Below are 15,980 nucleotides of genomic sequence, written 5' to 3' on the forward strand. Positions count from 1 at the left end.
CTCAATAGACGTCGCGCTGATAGCGGTGGTCGCGTTGCAGGCCGCGCACATATTCATCCGCGGCGTCGCGGCCAAGGCTGCCATGGGCTTCTACAACGGCGATCAGAGCAGCGTGGACGTCTGGGGCGAGCCGGGCGGCGTCGCCGCAGACATAGACATGCGCGCCTTCTTCGAGCCAGGCGAAGACCTCGCGGCCATGCTCCAGCAATCTGTGCTGAACATATGCCTTTTCTGCGCCGTCGCGCGAGAAGGCGACATCCATGCGGCTCAACGCTTTGTCTTTAAGGTAGGCCTGCCATTCGGTCTGGTAAAGGAAATCGGTGCGAAAGTTGCGTTCGCCAAAGAATAGCCAGGAACGGCCCCGCGCGCCCCGCGCTTCGCGCTCTTGCATAAAGGCGCGATAGGGCGCGACGCCGGTGCCGGCCCCGATCATGATGATCGCAATGTCGTCCGCTGGCAGACGAAAATGCGGATTGGCCTGGACATAGACAGGCGCGAGACTATCCGGCTCGCCGTGCTTGGCGAAATAACCCGACGCCACGCCCGCGCGGACTTCGCCATTCAGGATATAGCGCACCGTCGAGACTGTGAGATGCGCCTCATCCGGGTTCGCCGCGAGGCTCGAGGCGATCGAGTAAAGGCGCGGCTGCAATGGCCGCAAGCCAGCGACGAAAGTTTGAGGCTCCAGCCCCGGAACCGGGAACCGCCGGATAAGATCGACAATGTGGTGCTCGTGGAGAAAGACGGCGCGTTCCTCCGCGCGTTCTCCCAGCAGCTCTTTCAAGGCGCTCGCGCCCGTCAATTCCGCCCAATGCTCGAGGAAACGGGGCGTGGCGGCGGCGATCTCGTATCTCCGCTCCAGAGCTTCTCCGAGCGGTGCCTGACCATCCTTGAGCTTTAGCGGCGTCGCCGGATCAAATCCGAGGGTCGCCGCGATTGTCGCGACCAGCGCGGGATCGTTGCGCGGCGCAATGCCGAGCGCGTCGCCGGGCTCGAAGCCGAGGCCCGAGCCTGCAAGAGACAATTCGATGTGACGCGTCTCTTTGGAGGAGCCGCGCCCAGTCAAGACGATATTGCCGATGATCGTCGCCTGAAACGGATTGCGCTTGTCAAAACCGCCGCGTCGCGGCTCCGCCGCGGTCAGCGCCGCAGCTACGGTTTTTTCAGCGCTCTGGCCGCGATCAAGAGCAACGCGCGCCAGCGCGTCGGCGGTCCAGGCCGCGGCGGGGTCGTCATAATCAACATCGCAATCAACGCGCGGCAGAAGCCGGATCGCGCCAAGCTCCTCAAAGCGCCGGTCCAGACGCTTGCCCGCCTCGCAGAAGCGCTCGTAGGTAGAATCGCCAAGCGCCAGCACCCCGTAGCGCACTCCGGTCAGCGAGGGCGCTTTGCGTCCCTCAATGAACTCGAAGAAATCCACAGCCGGCTGCGGCGGGTCGCCTTCGCCATAAGTGCTCACGATGATAAGGAGGTCCTGCTCGTCCTTCAGTCGGCGCGGCTTGTAATCGCCCATGTCGGCGATGACCGCCTCGAGGCCTAGGGCTTTCGCCTCGGAAGCCGCGGTTCGCGCCAGGGCCGCGCTGTTGCCGGTCTCCGTGCCATAGAGGATTGTTAGCGTGCGCGCCGCCACAGATTGGGCGGGCGTCGGCGGGATCGGAGTCGTCGCCCCGGACAGCGTGGCCTCCGTCAGGCCGCGCGCGCTCGCAAGGCCCGCGAAATAGCCGCTCAACCAAAGCGCTTGCCGCGGACTCAATGTCGCAGCTAGAGCGTCGATCTGATCCCATTGCTGCGTGGCGATTAGTTCCGTTCCGGGAAGCTTAGTTGGGTCCCAACTTTGCAAATTCGCTTTCCTGTTTAGCGTCCTCGTCATGTAATTATCTGCAAACCTCGGATTTATTTTGTCAGTTTCCGCCAGCCGCCACAACCCAAGGTCGCGAGGATTGTCCAGGATGCTTGCTAAATCCATCGTACAGAATTCAAACCGCGATAAACTTGCGGTAAATCGACGGGAATTGCGCGGCAGAGGGCCCAATGTCTTGGAAACAAGCGGATTGACGGACTTGTCAATTTTGCGGCGACTCTATAACTTCCAGCTTAGGCTTGGGGGATCCTTGGTAAATATAAGCTAATTCAACGAGTTGCCACGTGATCCAATATGACTGCGCGCTCTTTTGATTAAGGTCAGGTAAGACAAATGCGGAGCGAGCGCGTCAGGAAGTTTCGCTGAGCACACCACAAAAGGCGACGCGTGGACAGTTTTTCAAATTTCTCCGATGAAACAGCTAATGCGACAAATTGGCTTCAAATGACACTGCTGAGCACAATCGGACAGGCATTTTGTAACCGGGTCCTGCGCGCGCCGCTGCTCGCCGCCGCAACCCTTGTATTCACGATGCCGGAGAAAATGGCCTTCGAAATCAAGCGCTGCGCCCGATCATCTGCTGGCGCTCCGCTGCCGGATGCATAGCGCGGATCGCAATGGAAGGCTGCCGGTAGCGCACGCTGTCGAACGGCTTGGCCTGCCGATCGGCCGAACCAAGCCGGCGCTCACAACGCTGAATCGCCCTGCGCGCCTAATCAAGACAATCGACAAGAAATTCGAACGGGAGGAAATATGTTCCACCAAATTCTGACGCCGGTTGGCGACAACCTGGCTTTATCGTTTCTGGTCGCGGTCGCGCCAATCGCGGTAGTGCTGATAATGCTCGGCGTGTTGCGCCGCCCGGCATGGCAGGCGTCGCTGGGCGGCCTCATCGTCGGCTTCGCCATCGCCGTGCTGATTTGGCAATTTCCGGTCGGCCTCGCGCTCAACAGCATTGCCGCCGGCGCGGTGTTTGCGCTGTGGCCGGTGATGTGGATCGTATTCAACGCGCTGCTGCTTTACAATATTGCAGTCGTATCGGGACAATTCGACGCTTTCCGCGATTGGGTTCTGAACCACCTCCCGAATGATCGGCGCATCGTGCTGGTGGTGATCGGTTTCTGTTTCGGCTGTTTGCTGGAGGGCATCTCCGGCTTCGGCACGCCTGTCGCCATCACCAGCGCTTTGCTGATCCTCGTCGGCTTTCCGGCGCTGGAAGCGCTGACCTTCACGTTGATTTTCAATACGGCGCCCGTTGCGTTCGGCGCGCTCGGCGTCCCGGTCACTGTGCTCGGCCAGGTCACCGGCATATCTCCGGTGACGTTAGGGGCCATGATCGGACGCCAGCTGCCCTTTATTGCAATGCTATTGCCGTTCTATGTGATGACTCTCTACGGCGGGACGCGGTCCTTGCGCGCCTTGTGGCCGGTGCTGCTGGTGGCCGGCGGCAGCTTCGCGCTCGGACAGTTCGTGTCCTCGAACTTTCTCGACTATGCTCTGACCGATGTGCTCTCATCGCTCACATCGCTGATCGCGACGCTGGCTTTTCTCCGCGTCTGGCAGCCTGCGCCCGACCCGGAGTTTTCGGTTCGTCTCCGGGCGGTGCAGGACGGCGCCGCGGATATCGGTCCGAAGCCAACGGGTAAGCTGTCCGCCTGGCAAGGGTGGCTGCCTTGGATCATTGTCTCAGCGATCGTGATCGTGTGGACTCACCTCAAGGTGTTCACGATCGGGCAGAACGTCATACCTTGGCCGGGTCTGCACAATCAGATCCTTATCACCCTCTACAACAATAAGCCTTACGCCGCGAACTGGGTGTTCCAGCCATTGGCGACGGGCACAGCCATCCTTCTGTCTGCGATTATCACAGCGGCCTGCGTCGGGGTCGGCCCTCGCAAGTTCGTCGATTGCATGGGCATGACCTGGCGCCAAAGCCGGATTGCGGTCCTGACCGTCACCTTGATCGTGGGTCTCGCCTATCTGATGAATTACTCGGGACTGAATTACACCCTCGGCCTCGGCGTCGCATCGATGGGATTCATCTTCCCGTTAGTATCGCCGTTCCTTGGCTGGATCGCAGTATTTCTCTCCGGCAGCGATACGTCGGGCAATGCTCTGTTTGGCAATCTGCAAGTCGTGGCCGCAAACCAGCTTGGCCTCAATCCCGTGCTCATCGCGGCGACAAACTCTTCAGGCGGCGTGATGGGCAAGATGATCTCGCCCCAAAACATCGCGACCGGCGCTTCCGTGACCGATCTGAAAGGGCAGGAGGGCGTGATATTCGCTCGCACATTCAAGCACAGCATCGCGCTAACCGTGCTGCTCGGCTTCCTTGTCTTGCTGCAACAGTATGTGACGCCGTGGATGATTCCAAATCACTAGTAGAACAAGAAGAGCCCGCGCCTTCAATCGAGGGCGCGGTTTTCAAGTTCATGACGCTCATAAGGACGACCGTCATGGCCTTCCCGCCGGTAATTGTCAGAGGCTTGGCGATGGGCTATCGTCCGGGGAATTGATCAAGCCGTGGCCGAAGCCTTCTCATGATTAATGCGCAATCGATGGTTGTCGCTTCCGTCGCGACGAACCGGTTCAGTCATGAAGAGACGATTCTCCGCTTCGGGTTTCCGCATTCGATCACACTAATCTGAATTATCGGCGTCCTCGTCATGCTCCAACTCTATGTCTATTCCTTCACGCAGGCGGTGACTCATTAGCGCAGGCCCGAAAGTCGGACTATTCGTCACCTGTCTCGCCGATCTGTTTCGGCCGCGAACGGGGTTTGCCGCGCTTAGCCTGCTTGAACGCGCGGGATGCGCGGTCGAGGTTCCGCAAATCCAGACCTGCTGCGGCCAACCGGCCTTCAATTCCGGCGATTCCGCCGACGCGCGCGAACTCGCCAAGAAGGTCATTTCCGCCTTCGAGCGTTTCGATTATATCGTCGCTCCGTCAGGTTCATGCATGGGGATGATCAAGCTGCACTATCCCGAACTCTTCGCGGATGATCCGGCTTGGAGGCTGCGCGCGGAAAAACTGGCTGCGCGCGGCTACGAGCTCTTAAGCTTTCTCGTCGATGTCTGCGACTATCGCCCGGCAGGCGTCGCGCTTGCTGCGACCGCGACCTATCACGATACCTGCTCTGGCCTGCGCGAACTCAAGGTCGAGAAGCAACCGCGCGCGCTTCTCGCGCAAGTCGAAGGCCTCCGTCTGACGCCCTTGCCCGACGTTGAAGCCTGCTGCGGATTCGGTGGAACGTTCTGCGTCAAATACCCTTCGATCTCCAACGCGATCGTCGAAGCGAAGGCGGAAAATATCGAATCGACGAAAGCTGATCTATTGCTCGGCGGCGATCTTGGATGCCTGATGAACATGGCGGGCAAGCTTCATCGGCGCGGCTCTCGCGTGCGGGCCTTCCATGCCGCTGAAATAATCGCCGGGATGGGCGATGGCCCGGCGATCGGCGAGGAGAGCTAGAGCATGACTCTCGCCGAAGCGGATACCTTCAAAGCGCGCGCTGACGCGGCGCTCGCCGATCGCGATCTGAAAATTGCGATCGACCGCACAACCCGTACGGCGCGGAGCAAACGCGACGCCGCCGTCGCGGATTGGCCAGGCTTCGCCAAGGCCCGCGATCTTGCTCGCCGCATCAAAGATCATGTCATCGAGAACCTCGATCACTATCTGATCGAGTTCGAACGCAATGCGCAAGCATCGGGCGCAAAGGTGCATTACGCTGCGACGGCGGAGGAGGCCTGCCAGATCGTCGTCGCCATTTGCCGCGACGCCAAGGCGCAAACGATTACCCGTTCAAAGTCGATGCTCGGCGAGGAGATCGGCCTTCCGCACGCGCTTGACGAGGCCGGCCTCAATCGCGTCGAGACCGATCTTGCCGAGCATATCGTGCAGCTTTCCCATGATCGGCCTTCGCATATCATCTGGCCGGCCTTGCATCACAAGCGCGAAGACATCGCGGCGCTGTTTCGCGAACATCATCAGGCACCGCAAAACAGCGACGATATTCCGGCGATGGTGGCGAGCGCGCGGCGGGCGTTGCGCGGCAGTTTTCTCGCCGCCGACGTCGGCATTTCAGGCGCGAATTTCCTCATTGCGGACAGCGGCGCCATTTGCACAGTGACCAATGAAGGCAACGCGGAATTGACGACGACGATTCCTCGCGTCCATATCGTCACCGCCGGAATTGAGAAGCTGGTCCCAAGCCTGACGCATGCTTTCGCGCTGCTGCGCCTTCTCGTCCGCTCGGCGACCGGCGCCGACATCACGCAATACACGACATTCCATTGCGGCCCCAAGCGGCAGGGCGATCTCGACGGTCCGCAAGAGTTTCATATCGTTCTCGTCGATAACGGCCGCACGCGCATGCTCGAGCAGGGGCTAGGCGAAATGCTGCGATGCCTGCGCTGCGGCGCCTGCATGAACCATTGCGTTGTTTTCAACGAAATCGGCGGTCATGCCTACGGCGGCGTTTATCCAGGGCCGATGGGCGCGGTGCTGACGCCCATTCTCGATGGATTGGAGAAGTCGCGCGATCTCGCCCACGCTTGCACTTTGAATGGGCGGTGCCAGGCGGTCTGCCCCGTCGACATCCCTTTGCCGACCATGCTGCGCGGCTGGCGTGAAAAAAGCTGGAGCCAAGGGCTCGAACCGCAGTCGCAACGCAGCCTTCTCGGGATTTGGGCGTTTGTCGCCAACCATGCAGCGCTCTATAGAATCGGGACGATTTTCGCCGTTAAGGCGATTCGCCTATTCGCAAAAGACGGATGGATCAGCAAGCTGCCTTTTGCAGGCGGCTGGACGCGTTATCGCGATTTTCCCAAGCCGGCCGCGCGAACCTTCATGCAGGAATATCAGGCCCAAAAGCGAGAGAAGAGCGCATGAGCGTGCGAGACGATATTCTTGCCGCGATAAGGCGCAATCTGCATCGCGAGCCGCAGGAGCCAGCCGCGATCGCCGCCGCAGCGGAGGCGCTGGCGGGAGAGTCGAAGGACAGCTGGCCGCTGCTTCCGCAAGCCGATCTGGTTGAGGCGTTCGCCGCTCGCGTTGTCTCGGCCAAAGTGGTCGGCGCTTCCGTTGACAGGGTGAAGCGCTTGGAAGATGCGCCTGAGGCTGTGCGCCGCTATTGCGCGGTCCATGGTCTGGATTGGGCCATCGTCTTGCAGCCCGATCCCGCTTTGCAACAGCTCGATTGGAGCGGGTTCGAGATCAAGGCGACGGCCGGCGGCGATGAAATGCTGGCGATCGCGAAAGCGCGATGGGGCATTGCGGAAACCGGCACGCTCGTGTTCCATTCCGGCCCGACGTCTCCAACCTTATTGTCCTTCCTGCCGATGCACCATATTTGCGTCATCGAGCATGAGCGCATACTCGCACATCTTGAGGATTACGCGCTGGCGGAGAAGGGCGCAAAAGCGCCGCGCAATGTCAATCTCATTACCGGGGCCAGCGGCACCGCCGATATTGAAGGCGCTCTCGTCAAAGGCGCGCATGGGCCGGGCTATCTGCATGTGATCATCGTCGATGGACGGGATCTTGATGAGCGCAAGCCCTGATCCCGATCGGGATCAGAATCCATAGCGTGCGATAAACAAGTTTACGGCTTCTTCGACATGAGCCTGCAATTCGGCCTCGCCAAACGAAGCCTCGGCGATAAGACCGAGCATCTGATAGGTCGAGACTACCGCGCCCACGAAGAGTTTGGCCGCCCGGTCCGGCTCGGGACAGCGCAGCTCGCCGCGCTGCGTCGCTAAGCCGAGGTAACGCGCGAGCTGATCGAGCAACCGGCCCGGAGCTTGCGCATAGAATATTGGGCCGAGTTCTGCGGCGCGCGGGGCTTCCGCGACGACAACCCGATAAAGCGACAGAGAATCGGCGCTGAGCAGGAACCGCAGCAAGGTGAGCCCGAGGTCGGACAAGATTTTGCTCGGCGCCCCGATGGAGGATAATTCCCCCTCCAGTCCGCTGGTGACCCGCGCGGAGCGATTGCGCACGACTTCGGAAAAAAGCCCCTCCTTGCTGCCGAAATGCCGATAAAGGGTCTCCTTCGACGCGCCCGCTCGCGCGGCAATCACCTGCATTGTCGTGTCCGCAAAGCCACGCTCGAGAAAAACGCGTTCGGCGACGGCCGCGATCTCCTCGCGGCGCTTCTCCCCCCGTGGCACCCGTCGTACTGGACAGATCTGCAAATAATTGACTCGCGCTATTTCTCCCTGTAACCGTACCAGACAGTTCGGTTAGGCTCAAGAGATGCAATTGGATTCGGCGGCTTTCATGACGGATCAACGCTCAGAAACCGGACTTTTGCGCGAGAATGATGATAAAGCGCCGGAGGCTGATGCGAATGAGGCTCCTCCGCCGGGACGCGCCGATGTCGTGAGCGGGCCGCGCGAACCGGGGCCAGAACAAGCAGCGTCCAAGAAGAAGCGCTCTTTTGTGCCGCTGGCAGGCCTCCTCATCGTCGCGGCGTTGGCCGCCGGCGGCGCTTACCTTTGGTGGTCAAACCGCAATATCCAATCCACGGATGACGCCTATACCGATGGCCGGGCGGTGACGATCGCGCCGCAGGTTTCAGGACTCGTCGTCTCGCTGGATGTGAATGACAATCAATTCGTACGCAAAGGCGATCCGCTGATCCATATCGATCCCCGGCAATTTGTGCATGACCGCGACTCAGCTCAAGGCGTCCTCGACACCGCCAAAGCCCAGCTCGCGTCTCAAAAACTTGGCGCCGAGATCGCGCGGAAAAATTTCCCGGCGGTGCTGAAGCAGGCGCAAGCGCAGCTGGCGGCGGCCCAGGCCGCAGAGGTGAAGGCGCAGGCCGATTATCAGCGCCAGCGCAGCCTGCCAAAACAGGCGACGACCCAGCAGGAGGTCGACGCCGCAACGGCGGCGCTGCAGCAGGCTCAAGCGCAAGTAAGCCTCGCCGAGGCGCAAGTGACGCAGGCGGAGCCCGCGCCGCAACGCATCGGCCAAGCCGACACAGACATCGGCCAACTGGCGGGTCAGGTCGAGCAAGCCCAAGCAAAACTCGATCAGGCGAATTTGAATCTGGCCTGGACGGTGGTCACCGCGCCGCAAGACGGCTGGATCACCAAGCGAAATGTCGAGGTCGGAAACTATGTCACCCCAGGCCAGCAGATTTTCTCGATCGTTTCGCCCGAAATCTGGGTCACCGCGAATTTCAAGGAGACTCAGCTCGATCGGATTCGTCCCGGGCAGCCGGTGAACATCGAGGTGGACGCCTATCCGCACCTCGATCTCAAAGGGCATGTGGATAGCATCCAGCTTGGATCGGGCTCGAAATTCACTGCCTTTCCACCCGAGAACGCCACCGGCAATTTCGTCAAGATCGTGCAGCGCGTGCCGGTCAAGATCATCATCGACAGCGGCCTTGATCCCGCGCTTCCGCTTCCGCTCGGCGTTTCGGTGGTGCCCACGGTGAAGCTGCAATGAGCGACGCCGAAGGCCACGCGAATTGGAAACCTTCGCATAATCCTTGGGCCATCGCAGTCGTCGTCACGCTCGCGGCTTTCATGGAGATTCTCGATACGACGATTGTCAACGTCGCCCTGCCGCATATCGCGGGCAGTCTGTCGTCGAGCAACGACGAGGCCACTTGGGCGCTCACCTCCTATCTTGTCGCCAATGGCATTGTGCTGACGATTTCAGGCTGGTTGAGCGGAGTGATCGGCCGCAAGCGCTATTTCGTGATCTGCATCTCTATGTTCACGGTTTGCTCGTTCCTTTGCGGCATCGCCGATAGCCTGCCCCAGCTCGTCTTCTTCCGGCTTCTGCAAGGCTTCTTCGGCGGCGGCATGCAGCCCAGTCAACAGGCGATCATTCTCGATACGTTCCCGCCGGAAAAACGCGGCGCGGCGTTTGGCATCACCGCGATCGCAACCATTGTCGCGCCGGTGCTGGGGCCAACTTTGGGAGGCGTCATCACCGACACCTATAATTGGCGCTGGATCTTTTTTCTCAATCTGCCGATCGGTTTGATCGCGGTTTTTCTGGTCTCGATTTTGGTCGAAGACCCCCCCTGGGCGAAAAAACTTGCGCGGCGCATCGACATCATAGGCCTCGCGCTGATTACGCTTGGTCTTGGTTGCCTTCAAGTCATGCTGGACCGCGGCGAGGATGAAGACTGGTTTGGTTCGCAGTTCATTCAGGTCATGGCGGTTTTGGCCGTGCTTGGCATTCTTGGCGCGATCGGCTGGTTGATGATCGCCAAAAATCCCATCGTCAATCTCGACGTTTTCAAAGACAGGAATTTCGCGACGGGGTGCGTCTGCATCGCCGCGACAGGAGGCATTCTTTATTCCGGCTCCGTGGTCATCCCACAATTCGCCCAATCGGTCATTCATTACACTGCGACATGGGCGGGCATGATTCTCTCGCCCGGCGGCGTGGTTATCATCTTTCTGATTCCGATCGTCGGCATTTTGATGCGCTTCATTCAAACGCGCATCATCATAGCGGTTGGATTTTTCACGATGGGTTCAGCCTATCTCTATTCCAGCATGCTCGCGCCGGACATTGATTTCGGCACTCTGGTGCTCATGCGCGCCACACAAACGGCGGGGCTCGCATTCCTTTTCGTGCCGATCAGCACGATCGCCTACACGACATTGCCGCGCCAACTGAATGGCGATGCAACAGCGCTTTTTTCTATGTTCCGCAATGTGGCCGGGTCGGTTGGAATTTCGCTGGCGAGCGCCGCAGTCACCGAGCGCACGCAGGTCCACCAATCCTATCTCGCGCGATGGGCGACCCCTTTTCATCAGCCGTACAATGAATTGATCGCGCGCTATGAAAGATCGATAGTCGCGATGGGACATGCTGCGAGCGCCGCGCATGATATTGCTATCGGGCGCGTCTATCAGGCCTTTCGGACTCAAGCGTCCGTCCTCGGCTATTCGGATGTTTTCCTTTATGTTGGCATCGTCTCCTTCGCGGTGGTGCCATTTTGCCTCTTTCTCACAAACACGAAAGCCGGAGCGGGCAGGGCCGCGGCTCACTAGCCCGCGTTGTCTCCTCCGCGCAGAAACGCACGCGCCAGGAATGAAATGGCTGATAGACACGGCATATGGATAGCGGCGGCGGGGTTAGCCTCCCTTTTGACGAGCGGCTGCTATTCCGTCGGGCCGGACTACGCGGCCCCCGATCCTTTGCTGCCGCGCGCTTCCTTCTTTGGCCGGCCGGAGCCTGCGCCGGTTGACGCCAGCGCCCCCGCCGGCGCGCCGGTCGATGCTGAATGGTGGCGGATGTTCCGCGATCCGATCCTGACTTCGCTCGCCGAACGCGTGGCGAGCGCCAATCTCGATGTTCAGACAGCGACGGTGAGGCTCGCCGAGAGCCGTTCGCAACGCGGGGTCACCGCCTCGGCTGCCTTGCCGACGCTCAACGCCACGCCGTCCTACCAGCGCGAACTTTATAGTAAGAACGGCATCGTGAGTCTTGCCGGGCCCAATCTCGTCGCGCCTCCGATCAGCATCTATCAGGCCGGCTTCGACGCATCATGGGAACTCGACATCTGGGGGCATGTCAGGCGCCAGGTCGAGGCTGCGGACGCACAAATTGAAGCCGCCGAATATCAGCGGCGCGACACGCTCGTTTCGACTTTGGCCGAACTCGCGCGAGACTATATCACGCTGCGCGGCGCGCAGACCCAAATCGCCATAGCCAACGAGAATCTGAAGAGTTCGAGCGACATTCTGCAGTTGACGAAGACCCGCGCCGAAAAAGGCCTGACCACTGGCCTCGACGTCGAAAACGCCGCCGCCCAGGTCGAAAACATCCGCTCGCAAATACCGACGTTGCAAGATCAGGAATCGGTCGAAATCAATGCCTTGAGTCTACTGCTCGATGAACCGCCAGGATCGCTGCGGGGCGAGCTTGCGCGCGCAAAACCTGTGCCGCCGACGCCGCCCCGCGCGCCGCTGGGCGTCCCATCCGAACTTGCGCGCCGCCGCCCCGACATACGTCAGGCCGAGGCGCAGCTCCATGTCGCCACTGCCGATATCGGCGTCGCGGTGGCCGATTTTTATCCGAGCGTCAAATTGAATGGCAGCGTCGGGTTCAATGCGCTGGATCTCAAGAATCTCTGGAAGGGCAGCTCGTTGCAATACGCCTTTGGGCCGAGCGTCTCGCTGCCGATCTTTGAAGGCGGGCGCCTGAAATCAACCTTGGAACTACGCGAAAACCAACAACAGGAAGCAGCCATCGCTTACCACAAAACCGTGCTTCAGGCCTGGCACGACGTCGTCAACGCCCTGGTCGCCTATCGTACCGAGCAGGAGCGGCGCGACAGTCTGAAGTCGCAGGTGGATCATTCGCGGCAGGCGTTGGTTCTTTCGCGCGCACGCTACGTCAATGGCGTCGCGGATTTCATCACCGTGCTCGATGCGGAGCGGACCTTGTTGCAGGCGCAGCAGCAATATGCGCAAAGCACGACCAACGTATCGACTGATTTTGTCCAACTTTATAAAGCGCTCGGCGGCGGCTGGGAGCCGACTTTCCCGGACAAGCGCGCGGAGGCCCTCGCAGCGGCGCCTCCGCAATGAGCGGGCGCCAAGCCAAGCGTTCAGCGTGCGGAGGGTCCAACCCGCCTTGCAAGCGTCCGGGCGGGTTTTGTTTTGACGCCTTGCGCGCTAACGCGGATATCTCGGGCAAGCGTGCGACGCAGCGCTTCGGCAAACAAATTGCCAAGCGCGTCGGCTTCGGCGTCGTCGGAAATCGGCTCCAACCGCTCCACCAGTTGACGCCATGTTTCATCTGCGGCGTCGAGGGCGAACGTCCGCAGCACATTGCTGAGGAAGTTCTCGACGGAAACGCGGCGGTGCGCCGCGACGGCGCGAATTTCGTCGGCGAGGTTGGGGTCAAGACGATCGAGCAAGGGTGCGGACGGAATATCCCCGCTCCTTAAACCGCCGATCAGATCGCGAAGACGAAGCGAGGGCTCCCCCTTGAGCCTCAAATCTGAATAAATGGCAAGAAAATCAAAGACAGGCATAGTCGTCACGCCTCTAGCTCAAGCATTGGCCAATGAAACGACAGGTAATTTATACACTAAACCGCGTCCGGCGCGAGCGGAAAGACATGTTCCCGCGCTCGGCGGATCGGCCAAAAGGGCTCCGATAAATTCGCCCGGTATGGGAATCTACCTTTGCGCGCCAAGAGATCCTTGCGCGTCAGGCGATCTTTGTTGAAAACGTCTCCACCGTCGCGCTGGCGTAGAACGCATTGCAGCCCCGCCGCATCGAAACAATTGGACGAAACGGAACATAGAGATGCCGACCAGATTTTGTCTCATCCGCCACGGCGAAACCGATTGGAACGTCGAGCATCGGATTCAGGGCCAGATCGACATTCCGCTCAATGCGACGGGAAAGGCCCAGGCCGAGGCGGCGGCTCGCGAGCTAGCGGCCAAAAGCTTCGGCGCCCTCTACAGCAGCGATCTCGCGCGCACTCTCGCAACCGCCGACGCTGCGGCGGGCTCCCTCCGTCTTGGCGTCGAATCGACGCCAACCCTGCGGGAACGCCATTTCGGCGATTTTCAAGGGCTGACCCATAGCGAGGCGCAAGCGCGCTACCCCGGCGACTATCTTCGTTTCCGGCAGCGCGATCTTGATCATGCTCCGCCCGGCGGCGGTGAAAGCCTGCGCCATCTCGCGGCCCGCGTCGAGGCGGTCCCGAATGATCTCACCGGCAGGCACAGCGGCGAGACGCTGCTGCTGGTGACGCACGGCGGCGTGCTCGACATCGCGCGCCGCGTGGCGACCGGCCAATCGATTGAGGCCGAGCGGGACTTTCTGCTGCCCAATGCGGCCCTGAATTGGATCGAGCGCCGCAACGGGCGATGGGCGCTGCTCAGCTGGGCGGAGCAGAGCCATCTTGAGATCTCGCGGGATGAGCTGAACAGCCCATCGAAGGGGATTTTCCAAACAGACTTTTAGCGTCGCCTACCCGTCGAGTTCAGGATAGTTGCGGAAGATGCCTTGCTCGCTGAATGCTATCCGGCGGGGGCTCTTGAGATAGACGCGAATGCGCGGACGCTGCTCCACCAAATCGTGCAAAGCTTTTACGCGCGGAGTTTTCCTCAGCGCCTGCTTCATGCGGATTGGAAAGGCATAGAGCAGACCTTCGACGACCTGAAACAGCGATAGGTCGGCGTAGCTTAAAGACTTGCCGACGAGATGTTTGTCGCCATCTGGATTGCGGGTCAGGATGCTCTCAAACCAGTTGAGGAACTTGGGGATGCGGTCGGTGCGGAAATGCTTGGCGCGGCGCAACGCTTCCGGCTTTTGCTCCTCATAATAGAGATCGGCGCCCAAAGGGTGATGCGTGTCGTGAGCTTCGGCGACGAGATCGGCGATGGTGAGCTGAATTTGATGCGTCCAAAGCCGGTTGACTTCATCTCGGGGGGCCAGTTGATGATGATCGCCGAGATAAAGAAGGATGGCGGCGGTTTGGCCGATCAGCACATCGCCGGCCTTCAGATACGGCGGCGCAAAGGGCGGATGCGGAATGTCTTTCCGTCCCATGTACTCCAACAGATCATCCATGCCGCTTTCCGCACCGCGGGCGACGTCGACATAGGCGGCTCCTGCTTCTTCTAACGCCAACCGGACGAATTCGCCGCGTCCCTGAATATCCGGCCAATAATATAGTTCATACGCCATGTTTTAGCTCCGCATGAGGCCGCTCCTCAATGCGGATGGCCTACGCCGATAAATTTATGAGTGCGTCCGTGAAAAAGGTTTCAGTCTGGCTCTCGCTTCCTCGCTCAGCCAGTTTTTGCAGTTGACGAAAGTAATTTAACATTCCATAGATTGTCAGAATAATAATTTGGCGTGGCAAAATGAACGTAAGCGCCGGTCGGGGCCAATTGGATGCGGCGGCGAATATTTTTCGCGCGCTGGCGGATCCATTCCGGCTCAAGATGTTGATCAGGCTCTCCAAGGATGCGCTCAACGTAACTCAACTTGCCGAGAGCGAAGGCGAGAAGATATCGACGGTATCCGCAAGGCTGAAGATTCTCTTCGCCGCTCATTTGGTAAAGAGATCGAGAGAAGGACGGACGATCATCTATTCAATCGCCGATGCTCACGTTCTAAACCTTGTGCGCAACGCCATCGACCATGCATCCGAGACTGGCGGCGCATCATCTTGATCAGGGCGTCTGCTTCGACTGTCTCAACTACTCTCGCGCCCGCAGAGCTCGCTTCTTCTGCGCTGAAGAAAAAGCATGACTTATTTGGGCGCGGCTCCAAATCGGTCTACACTATCACCACATCATTCTCGAAAGGATGAATTCGTGAGCAGCCATGATCATGCCATCCACGCCGACCATCCGCATGTGCACGGGCCGCATTGCGGTCACGTCGCCGTCCGTCACGACGGTCATATAGATTACCTCCATAGCGGACATCTGCACCACCCCCATGCAGGTCATATTGACGAACATGTGATCGAGGTCAGCGCCAAAAATCCCGATCGCGATACGCCGGAGCACCGCTGCGCGGGCCACGAGCCGGGCCACGTTCATGGACCGGGATGCGGTCACGAAGCCGTGCCGCACGGCGACCATGTCGACTATCTTGTCGACGGGCATCTTCATCATCCTCATGGCGCCCACTGCGACGATCACGGCGCGCTTGAGGTTGTACGCGCGTAAGGCGCTTGGAGGCTTCCACCATGACGGACGAAAAAAAAGAACGCACCTATTTGGATGACGAAGTCGAAGCCCGGCTAAAGAGCGAGCTGCCGCGTTGGCATCTGCAAGAAGGCTGGATTCGCCGCAAGTTCAAGACGCATAGCTGGAAAGGCACGCTCATGGTGATCAACACGGTTGGTCACTTGGCGGAAGCGGCTTGGCACCATCCAGACATTACGGCGTCTTATGCGTGGGTCGAGGTGCGGCTCAAGAACCACAACGCCAAGGGCATCACCGACAAGGATTTTGAACTGGCGAAGAAGATCGAAGAAGTGGTCTCCTGGCAGCCCGCAAAGGCTGGGGGATCGCTCGAGGGAACGCCGGAAAAAGATCCGCGCTTCGCTTATTTGAAATATGACGCTTGATCGGTTGCCGCCGCGCCGGAACGGGGCG

The 15,980-nt window shown here is 59.9% G+C and carries 17 protein-coding genes and 1 pseudogene; 12 read left to right on the forward strand and 6 right to left on the reverse strand.

The annotated features are described in order from the left end of the window. Position 1: 1 nt before the first annotated feature. Complete coding sequence (locus tag WDN46_03995) at positions 2-1,870, reverse strand: assimilatory sulfite reductase (NADPH) flavoprotein subunit (protein MEJ0092608.1); 1,869 nt, start codon at positions 1,868-1,870, stop codon at positions 2-4. A 435-nt stretch (positions 1,871-2,305) separates the two neighbouring features. On the opposite strand from WDN46_03995, the gene WDN46_04000 reads away from it, so the two are divergent. The 6 genes and pseudogenes from WDN46_04000 (at position 2,306) to WDN46_04025 (ending at position 7,425) form a co-directional block, all read left to right on the forward strand. Next, entirely contained in the window at positions 2,306-2,467 is a 162-nt protein-coding gene (locus WDN46_04000; GenBank protein MEJ0092609.1) for a hypothetical protein, read from the forward strand. A gap of 147 nt (positions 2,468-2,614) precedes the next feature. Beyond that, complete coding sequence (locus WDN46_04005) at positions 2,615-4,243, forward strand: L-lactate permease (GenBank protein ID MEJ0092610.1); 1,629 nt, start codon at positions 2,615-2,617, stop codon at positions 4,241-4,243. Between the two features lie 158 nt (positions 4,244-4,401). Next, positions 4,402-4,575, forward strand: a pseudogene (locus tag WDN46_04010) (L-lactate permease). Further along, a complete protein-coding gene (locus tag WDN46_04015; protein ID MEJ0092611.1) occupies positions 4,571-5,332 on the forward strand; it encodes a (Fe-S)-binding protein in 762 nt (253 codons plus the stop codon). Before WDN46_04010 ends, WDN46_04015 begins: the two are co-directional and overlap by 5 nt. 3 nt (positions 5,333-5,335) lie before the next feature. Beyond that, positions 5,336-6,754, forward strand: coding sequence for a LutB/LldF family L-lactate oxidation iron-sulfur protein (locus tag WDN46_04020; GenBank protein ID MEJ0092612.1), 1,419 nt, complete (start codon positions 5,336-5,338; stop codon positions 6,752-6,754). Continuing rightward, positions 6,751-7,425 (forward strand): lactate utilization protein, encoded by a 675-nt coding sequence (locus WDN46_04025; GenBank protein ID MEJ0092613.1) that lies wholly within the window; start codon positions 6,751-6,753, stop codon positions 7,423-7,425. Before WDN46_04020 ends, WDN46_04025 begins: the two co-directional genes overlap by 4 nt. 12 nt (positions 7,426-7,437) lie before the next feature. Here the strand turns inward: WDN46_04025 and WDN46_04030 are convergent, their stop codons facing one another. After that, positions 7,438-8,034, reverse strand: coding sequence for a TetR/AcrR family transcriptional regulator (locus WDN46_04030; protein MEJ0092614.1), 597 nt, complete (start codon positions 8,032-8,034; stop codon positions 7,438-7,440). Positions 8,035-8,119: 85 nt separating this feature from the next. Here WDN46_04030 and WDN46_04035 point away from each other — a divergent pair, with 85 nt between their 5' ends. Genes WDN46_04035 through WDN46_04045 form a run of 3 tightly spaced genes read left to right on the forward strand, consistent with a single transcriptional unit; the run spans position 8,120 to position 12,435 of the window. Then, the gene (locus WDN46_04035) at positions 8,120-9,325 is read left to right on the forward strand and encodes an HlyD family secretion protein (protein ID MEJ0092615.1); all 1,206 of its coding nucleotides are present in this window, start codon (positions 8,120-8,122) and stop codon (positions 9,323-9,325) included. Then, positions 9,322-10,893, forward strand: a complete 1,572-nt coding sequence (locus tag WDN46_04040; GenBank protein MEJ0092616.1) for a DHA2 family efflux MFS transporter permease subunit — start codon at positions 9,322-9,324, stop codon at positions 10,891-10,893. Before WDN46_04035 ends, WDN46_04040 begins: the two co-directional genes overlap by 4 nt. A 45-nt stretch (positions 10,894-10,938) precedes the next feature. After that, positions 10,939-12,435, forward strand: coding sequence for an efflux transporter outer membrane subunit (locus WDN46_04045; protein MEJ0092617.1), 1,497 nt, complete (start codon positions 10,939-10,941; stop codon positions 12,433-12,435). 20 nt (positions 12,436-12,455) lie between these two features. On the opposite strand, the gene WDN46_04050 is transcribed toward WDN46_04045, so the two are convergent. Next, positions 12,456-12,767 carry a hypothetical protein gene (locus WDN46_04050; protein MEJ0092618.1) on the reverse strand — a complete coding sequence of 104 codons (312 nt, stop codon included), beginning with the start codon at positions 12,765-12,767 and terminating at the stop codon, positions 12,456-12,458. Positions 12,768-13,161: 394 nt separating this feature from the next. Between WDN46_04050 and WDN46_04055 the strand changes: the two genes are divergently transcribed. Next, positions 13,162-13,827 (forward strand): histidine phosphatase family protein, encoded by a 666-nt coding sequence (locus WDN46_04055; protein MEJ0092619.1) that lies wholly within the window; start codon positions 13,162-13,164, stop codon positions 13,825-13,827. A 6-nt stretch (positions 13,828-13,833) separates the two neighbouring features. On the opposite strand, the gene WDN46_04060 is transcribed toward WDN46_04055, so the two are convergent. Beyond that, the gene (locus tag WDN46_04060; protein ID MEJ0092620.1) at positions 13,834-14,553 is read right to left on the reverse strand and encodes a glutathione S-transferase; all 720 of its coding nucleotides are present in this window, start codon (positions 14,551-14,553) and stop codon (positions 13,834-13,836) included. 104 nt (positions 14,554-14,657) lie between these two features. Continuing rightward, positions 14,658-14,924 carry a hypothetical protein gene (locus WDN46_04065; GenBank protein MEJ0092621.1) on the reverse strand — a complete coding sequence of 89 codons (267 nt, stop codon included), beginning with the start codon at positions 14,922-14,924 and terminating at the stop codon, positions 14,658-14,660. Here WDN46_04065 and WDN46_04070 point away from each other — a divergent pair. Then, positions 14,814-15,044 carry an ArsR family transcriptional regulator gene (locus WDN46_04070; GenBank protein MEJ0092622.1) on the forward strand — a complete coding sequence of 77 codons (231 nt, stop codon included), beginning with the start codon at positions 14,814-14,816 and terminating at the stop codon, positions 15,042-15,044. The two genes, WDN46_04065 and WDN46_04070, sit on opposite strands and share 111 nt — an antisense overlap. Positions 15,045-15,158: 114 nt before the next feature. On the opposite strand, the gene WDN46_04075 is transcribed toward WDN46_04070, so the two are convergent. Next, complete coding sequence (locus WDN46_04075) at positions 15,159-15,500, reverse strand: hypothetical protein (GenBank protein ID MEJ0092623.1); 342 nt, start codon at positions 15,498-15,500, stop codon at positions 15,159-15,161. A gap of 68 nt (positions 15,501-15,568) precedes the next feature. On the opposite strand from WDN46_04075, the gene WDN46_04080 reads away from it, so the two are divergent. Next, a complete protein-coding gene (locus WDN46_04080) occupies positions 15,569-15,952 on the forward strand; it encodes a 4a-hydroxytetrahydrobiopterin dehydratase (GenBank protein MEJ0092624.1) in 384 nt (127 codons plus the stop codon). Positions 15,953-15,980 lie beyond the last annotated feature (28 nt).

The sequence above is a fragment of the Methylocella sp. genome (assembly GCA_037200525.1).
Classification (GTDB): Bacteria; Pseudomonadota; Alphaproteobacteria; order Rhizobiales; family Beijerinckiaceae; genus Methylocapsa.

Coding starts and splice junctions, on each gene's coding strand:
- WDN46_03995 (MEJ0092608.1), bottom strand. CDS start 1,870: ATGACGAGGACGCTAAACAGGAAAGCGAATTTGCAAAGTTGGGACCCA.
- WDN46_04000 (MEJ0092609.1), top strand. CDS start 2,306: ATGACACTGCTGAGCACAATCGGACAGGCATTTTGTAACCGGGTCCTG.
- WDN46_04005 (MEJ0092610.1), top strand. CDS start 2,615: ATGTTCCACCAAATTCTGACGCCGGTTGGCGACAACCTGGCTTTATCG.
- WDN46_04020 (MEJ0092612.1), top strand. CDS start 5,336: ATGACTCTCGCCGAAGCGGATACCTTCAAAGCGCGCGCTGACGCGGCG.
- WDN46_04025 (MEJ0092613.1), top strand. CDS start 6,751: ATGAGCGTGCGAGACGATATTCTTGCCGCGATAAGGCGCAATCTGCAT.
- WDN46_04035 (MEJ0092615.1), top strand. CDS start 8,120: ATGCAATTGGATTCGGCGGCTTTCATGACGGATCAACGCTCAGAAACC.
- WDN46_04040 (MEJ0092616.1), top strand. CDS start 9,322: ATGAGCGACGCCGAAGGCCACGCGAATTGGAAACCTTCGCATAATCCT.
- WDN46_04045 (MEJ0092617.1), top strand. CDS start 10,939: ATGGCTGATAGACACGGCATATGGATAGCGGCGGCGGGGTTAGCCTCC.
- WDN46_04055 (MEJ0092619.1), top strand. CDS start 13,162: ATGCCGACCAGATTTTGTCTCATCCGCCACGGCGAAACCGATTGGAAC.
- WDN46_04060 (MEJ0092620.1), bottom strand. CDS start 14,553: ATGGCGTATGAACTATATTATTGGCCGGATATTCAGGGACGCGGCGAA.
- WDN46_04070 (MEJ0092622.1), top strand. CDS start 14,814: ATGTTGATCAGGCTCTCCAAGGATGCGCTCAACGTAACTCAACTTGCC.
- WDN46_04065 (MEJ0092621.1), bottom strand. CDS start 14,924: ATGAGCGGCGAAGAGAATCTTCAGCCTTGCGGATACCGTCGATATCTT.
- WDN46_04075 (MEJ0092623.1), bottom strand. CDS start 15,500: ATGAGGATGATGAAGATGCCCGTCGACAAGATAGTCGACATGGTCGCC.
- WDN46_04080 (MEJ0092624.1), top strand. CDS start 15,569: ATGACGGACGAAAAAAAAGAACGCACCTATTTGGATGACGAAGTCGAA.